Source organism: Mycobacterium sp. E3298, from assembly GCF_001666895.1.
Taxonomy (GTDB): domain Bacteria; phylum Actinomycetota; class Actinomycetes; order Mycobacteriales; family Mycobacteriaceae; genus Mycobacterium.
In genome coordinates this window covers 1-4,796 of sequence record NZ_LZJB01000411.1, presented here as the reverse complement: position 1 = coordinate 4,796, position 4,796 = coordinate 1, and the positions used below count along the sequence as shown (strand labels likewise).

Annotated in this window: 4 protein-coding genes and 2 pseudogenes; 2 read left to right on the top strand and 4 right to left on the bottom strand. The window is 70.0% G+C overall.

The genetic code is table 11. The annotated features are described in order from the left end of the window. Positions 1-818: pseudogene (locus A9X05_RS19520) on the bottom strand (transketolase); the annotation flags it as partial. A 258-nt stretch (positions 819-1,076) separates the two neighbouring features. On the opposite strand from A9X05_RS19520, the gene A9X05_RS19515 reads away from it, so the two are divergent. Then, positions 1,077-2,003 (top strand): heme o synthase, encoded by a 927-nt coding sequence (locus tag A9X05_RS19515; RefSeq protein WP_067783511.1) that lies wholly within the window; start codon positions 1,077-1,079, stop codon positions 2,001-2,003. 13 nt (positions 2,004-2,016) lie between these two features. Here the strand turns inward: A9X05_RS19515 and A9X05_RS19510 are convergent, their stop codons facing one another. After that, positions 2,017-2,991: a quinone oxidoreductase gene (locus A9X05_RS19510; protein WP_067783508.1), complete on the bottom strand. Its 975-nt coding sequence runs from the start codon at positions 2,989-2,991 to the stop codon at positions 2,017-2,019. 19 nt (positions 2,992-3,010) lie between these two features. Between A9X05_RS19510 and A9X05_RS19505 the strand changes: the two genes are divergently transcribed. Further along, positions 3,011-3,652, top strand: a complete 642-nt coding sequence (locus A9X05_RS19505; protein WP_067783505.1) for a hypothetical protein — start codon at positions 3,011-3,013, stop codon at positions 3,650-3,652. Here the strand turns inward: A9X05_RS19505 and A9X05_RS19500 are convergent. Together A9X05_RS19500 and A9X05_RS29960 are read right to left on the bottom strand one after the other, a co-directional pair. Continuing rightward, positions 3,602-4,537, bottom strand: a complete 936-nt coding sequence (locus A9X05_RS19500; protein WP_197499136.1) for a heme A synthase — start codon at positions 4,535-4,537, stop codon at positions 3,602-3,604. The genes A9X05_RS19505 and A9X05_RS19500 overlap by 51 nt on opposite strands. A 149-nt stretch (positions 4,538-4,686) precedes the next feature. Then, a pseudogene (locus tag A9X05_RS29960) lies at positions 4,687-4,796 on the bottom strand (multidrug ABC transporter permease); the annotation flags it as partial.

The following is a 4,796-nucleotide window of genomic DNA, read 5'->3' as shown; positions in this document are numbered from 1 at the left end:
GCCGGGTAGCCGATGATGGTGCGCAACTCGATGAACGACGGCCGGTCGGTGACGGCCTTGGCGTTGGCGATGGCCTCCTCGATGCCGACGACGTTCTCGCCGCCCTCGACCCTTTGCACGTGCCAGCCATAGGCCTCGTAGCGCGCGGCGGTGTCCTCGCACAGCGCGATGTTGGTGTCGTCCTCGATCGAGATCTGGTTGTGGTCGTAGAAGACGATCAGGTTGCCCAGCTGCTGGACGGCGGCCAGCGAGGAGGCTTCCGAGGTGACGCCCTCCTCGATGTCACCGTCGGAGGCGATCACGTAGATGAAGTGGTCGAACGGGCTGGTGCCCGGGGCGGCGTCCGGGTCGAACAACCCGCGTTCGTAGCGCGAGGCCATCGCCATGCCCACCGCCGAGGCCAGACCCTGGCCGAGCGGACCCGTGGTGATCTCAACGCCCTTGGTGTGCCGGAACTCCGGGTGTCCGGGTGTCTTGGATCCCCACGTGCGCAGCGACTCGATGTCGGACAGCTCCAGGCCGAACCCACCCAGGTAGAGCTGGATGTACAGCGTCAGGCTGCTGTGCCCGCAGGACAGCACGAAGCGGTCGCGCCCCAGCCAGTAGGTGTCGCTGGGATCGTGCCGCATCGTCCGCTGAAAGAGCGTGTACGCCAGCGGAGCCAGGCTCATCGCCGTTCCGGGATGTCCGTTGCCGACCTTTTGCACCGCGTCGGCGGCCAGCACCCGAATCGTGTCGACGGCGGCCGAGTCGATCTCGGACCAGTCATCGGGGAGGTGCGGTTGGGTCAGCGTAGAGATCTCTTCGAGTGTGGTCACAGACTCAGTCCTTGGGGTCATCGAGCTGATCAATCCCACCCTAGTGCGGTAGGGCCGGCTCTTGCAGTGCTGGATTTCGGGTACCCGCCACCGGCTGATGTGAAAATTACGCGGTGGCCGTCGACCCGTAACATCCAGTTCGGAAATCTGGGAGAAGTCTCTCGTGATTGGACCCTGCGGGCAGGCCGTCACCGGCCCTCGGTCTACCATCTTGTGTAGTAGATGCTGCGCGCTGTTGCGACCCCAAGGAGTTATTGCGTGAGCGTTCGCGGGCGCGTCGCCCCGAGCCAAGTACCGAGCCGAGTACACGGCACGGTGCTGGCGTACCTGGCGCTGACCAAGCCGAGGGTCATCGAGCTGCTGCTCGTCACCACCATTCCGGCCATGTTGCTCGCCCACCGCGGCGCCGTGAACCCGCTGCTGATCCTCAACACGTTGATCGGCGGGATGCTGGCCGCCGGGGGAGCCAACACGCTCAACTGCGTGGCCGACGCCGACATCGACAAGGTGATGAAGCGCACGGCGCGCCGGCCGTTGGCCCGGGCCGCCGTCCCGCGCAGCCATGCGCTGGTGTTCGGTTTGGCGCTGTCGGTGGGGTCGTTCTTCTGGCTGTGGTGGACGACGAACATGTTGTCGGCGCACCTGGCCAGCGCCACCATCGCCTTCTACGTGCTGGTCTACACGCTGCTGCTCAAGCGCCGCACTTCGCAGAACGTCGTGTGGGGCGGCGCGGCCGGCTGCATGCCCGTGATGATCGGCTGGTCGGCGGTAACCGGCACCGTCGGCTGGCCGGCGTTGGTGATGTTCGCGATCATCTTCTTCTGGACGCCGCCGCACACCTGGGCGCTGGCCATGCGCTACAAGGACGACTACAAGGCGGCCGGCGTGCCGATGCTGCCCGCCGTGGCCACCGAGCGTCAGGTGACCAAGCAGATCCTGATCTACACCTGGCTGACGGTGGCGGCGACGCTGGCGCTGGCGCTGGCCACCGGCTGGCTCTACGCCGCGGTCGCCTTGGTGGCCGGGGTGTGGTTCCTGGCGATGGCCCACCAGTTGTACGCCGGGGTGCGCGCCGGCGAGCCGGTCAAGCCGCTGCGGTTGTTCCTGCAATCGAACAACTATCTGGCGGTGGTGTTCTGCGCGTTGGCGGTCGACTCGGTGATCGCCCTGCCGCACCTGTTCTGACAGCGGCTCGGACCTACGGCAGCAGCACGATCGAGCCGGCTGTCTTGCGGCCCTGCAGATCCTGGTGGGCGCGGGTGGCTTCGGCCAGCGGGTAGCGGCCGCCGACTTCGATGGTGATCGCCCCGCCGGCGATCGCGTCGAACAATTCCTCTGCGCGCCAGCTGAATTCCTGGCCGGTGCGGATGAAGTGGGCCAGCGACGGCCGGGTCAGGAACACCGAGCCCGCGGCGTTGAGGCGCTGCGGATCGAACGGCGGAACGGGCCCGCTGGCCGCGCCGAACAGCGCCAGTGTGCCCCGCACCGCCAGGCTGGCCAGGCTGGCGTCGAAGGTGGTGGCACCCACGCCGTCGTACACGGCCTCGACGCCGGCGCCGCCGGTGAGCCCGCGGATCTGCCTGCCGAAGTCGTCCGCGTCGTCGGGGTAGGACAGCACCTCGTCGGCGCCGGCCTGCCGGGACAGCCGGGCCTTCTCCGGCGTGGAGACCGTGGTGATGACCCGCGCGCCGAGCAGGTGCGCCCATTGCGTCAGGATCAGCCCGACCCCGCCCGCTCCGGCGTGCACCAGCACGGTGTCGCCGGCCTGCACCGGATACACCGACTTCAACAGGTAGTGCGCGGTCAGGCCCTTCAGCAGCACCGACGCGGCCACGTCGGAGGTGACGCCGTCCGGCACGTGTGCCGTCAAAAACGCTGGGGCCGTGGCGTACTCGGCGTAGCCGCCGGCCGCCGACGCGCTGACCACGCGCTCGCCGACGCGAAAGCCCTCCACGCCGTCACCGGTCGCCTCGACGGTGCCGCACAATTCGGAACCGAGGATGAACGGCAGCTCGCGCGGGTACTGCCCCGAGCGGAAGTAGGTGTCGATGTAGTTGACGCCGATCGCCTCGGCCTTGATCAGCACCTCGCCGGGCCCGGGCGTGGGCCGGGGTGCGTCGACGTAGCGCAGCACCTCGGGGCCGCCGGTTTCGCTGACTTCGATTGCGTGCATGTGCTTATCATGCCCGGGCATGAAACTCGCCCGTCCGGACATCTTCCATCCCCGCATCGTGTTGGCGGGCGGTCCGCGCCATCCCGACGACGCCGGCCTGGTACCCGCGCTGCGCACCCGCGGGCTGCACGCCCGCTGGCTGTCCTGGGACGATCCCGAGGCCCTCGACGCCGACCTGGTGATTCTGCGCGCCCCCGCGGACCGGCGTGACGAGTTCCTCGGGTGGACGCGGAGGGTGCGCCACCTGCTCAACCCGCCGGACGCGGTCGCTTGGAACCTCGATGAGCGGTATCTGCGCGACCTGGAGGCCGACGGGGTGCCGACGCTCGCGGGCGGGACGGCGCGGGCGGCGTTGATCTTTCTCGGCGGCGAGCAGTCACATGCCTGGCCGGTCGAGCCGGACGTCGAGTCGTGGGAGCTCGGGTACGCCGCGCTGGCGGCCGCCGCCGAGCGCACCGGAATCGCCGTCCGCGACCTCCTGTACGCGCGCGCCGACGTCGCCGAGGGGCGGCTGGTGGGGCTCGACCTCGTCGCGCCGTCGCTGGGCTGGCGGCACCTGGGCGCCGACGACCGCGAGCGCGCCCAGCGCGACTTCGCGCTGGCCGTGGAGTCAGCCTGCGAGCGGCTCGGCCTCGGCCCGTTCTCGCATCGACGCCCATAGCGCGGCGGTGGCGGCCGTGCAGGCCGCGGCCCCGGCCACGTGCAGGGCGACCAGCGCGGCGGGTACGCCGGTGAAGTACTGCGCGGTGCCGACGACGGCCTGCGCGCACACCAGGGCGAGCAGAACGATCAGCCGCCGCAGGATCGGCCGGGCGGCGCGCACCGCCAGTAGCCCAAAGCCCAGCCCGACCAGCAGCGCGAGGTAGGCGACCAGCAGCGAGGAGTGGGCATGGACCAGGGTGTCGACCGCGACCTTGAGCCGGGGGACGGTTCGGGTGGGGCTGCGGTCACCCGCGTGCGGCCCGGCGGCCGTCACCAGCGTGCCCGTGACGAGCACCACGGCCAGGTCCAGCCCGATCAGTGCGGTCAGGGCACGCAGCGGCCGGGGGACCCGCCGGCGCACCATGCCGTCGTCGGGCTCGCCGATCTTGACGTAGAGCAGCACCGACAGCCACACCATCGTCATCGAGGTGAGCAAGTGAATCGCGACGGTCCACCACAGCAGGCCGGTGCGCACGGTGATACCGCCGATGACCGCCTGCACCACCGTCGACACCGGCATCAGCCACGCGTACACGAGGACCTCGGTGCGGCGCCGGGCCCGGATCACGGCCAGCACGGCCAGTGCCGCGGCGACGACCACCGCGAAGGTGATCATGCGATTGCCGAATTCGACCGCCTGGTGGATGCGCGGCACCTCGGCGTGCGCGACGGGGGTGAAGCTGCCCGGGAAGCACTGCGGCCAGGTGGGGCAGCCCAGGCCCGAGGCCGTGACGCGGACGATCGCCCCGGTGACGGCGATACCGCCCTGGGTGAGGATGACGGCCGCGGCGATGATTCGCTGGGCGCGCACGCTGGGATTGGGGAGCAGGTCCACCAGCCGCATCAGCGTTCGTCCCACGGGCATGGCCCGATGGTAGGCCAATGAAAACTACGTCCTGTAGTAAGCCCTGGCGTCGCGAGACGTAAACGACGCACACCCGGCGCGGCGTGTCGTGTGCGTGGTTTACGTGTCGCGAGCGCCCCGCGGCGATCTCAGGTGAATCGGAACCAGCGCAGCGCCGCCAGCGCCGCGACCGCGCCCCACGCCGCCAGGACGGCGATGCCGAACCAGTCGACCGACAGGACCATCGCCCGCGACAGGG

Excerpts from the sequence above, each read along its gene's own strand:
- A9X05_RS19510 (WP_067783508.1), bottom strand. The coding sequence starts at position 2,991 with ATGCACGCAATCGAAGTCAGCGAAACCGGCGGCCCCGAGGTGCTGCGC.
- A9X05_RS19505 (WP_067783505.1), top strand. The coding sequence starts at position 3,011 with ATGAAACTCGCCCGTCCGGACATCTTCCATCCCCGCATCGTGTTGGCG.
- A9X05_RS19500 (WP_197499136.1), bottom strand. The coding sequence starts at position 4,537 with ATGCGGCTGGTGGACCTGCTCCCCAATCCCAGCGTGCGCGCCCAGCGA.